The sequence below is a fragment of the Myceligenerans halotolerans genome, assembly GCF_054782975.1.
In genome coordinates this window covers 1-643 of the sequence record NZ_BAAGRL010000071.1, presented here as the reverse complement: position 1 = coordinate 643, position 643 = coordinate 1, and the positions used below count along the sequence as shown (strand labels likewise).

Here is a 643-nt window from a genome sequence, read left to right as displayed (position 1 = left end):
AAAGGTCCCGGGGTCTTTCCGTCCTGCTGCGCGTAACGAGCATCTTTACTCGTAGTGCAATTTCGCCGAGTTCGCGGTCGAGACAGCGGAGAAGTCGTTACGCCATTCGTGCAGGTCGGAACTTACCCGACAAGGAATTTCGCTACCTTAGGATGGTTATAGTTACCACCGCCGTTTACTGGGGCTTAAATTCTGAGCTTCAACCCCGAAAGGGTTTGACTCGTCCTCTTAACCTTCCAGCACCGGGCAGGCGTCAGTCCGTATACATCGTCTTACGACTTCGCACGGACCTGTGTTTTTAGTAAACAGTCGCTTCTCCCTGGTCTCTGCGGCCGTCCCCGCTCCCCCCAGCAATGTGAGGTTGACGGGTCGGGCCCCCCTTCTCCCGAAGTTACGGGGGCATTTTGCCGAGTTCCTTGACCACGATTCGCTCGATCACCTTGGTATTCTCTACCTGACCACCTGAGTCGGTTTCGGGTACGGGCGGCTAGAACCTCGCGTCGAGGCTTTTCTTGGCAGCAGAGGATCACCGCGTTCCCACATACGTGGTCACCATCAGCCCTCACCCTTCACGCCCCGCGGATTTGCCTACGGAACAGGCTACGACCTTGGACGTGGACTACCATCGCCACGTGCGGCTACC

1 rRNA gene is annotated in these 643 nt (G+C 57.2%); it reads right to left on the bottom strand.

From position 1 onward, the window contains the following. Positions 1 to 643 (bottom strand): 23S ribosomal RNA (locus tag ACYVK5_RS25750); the annotation flags it as partial.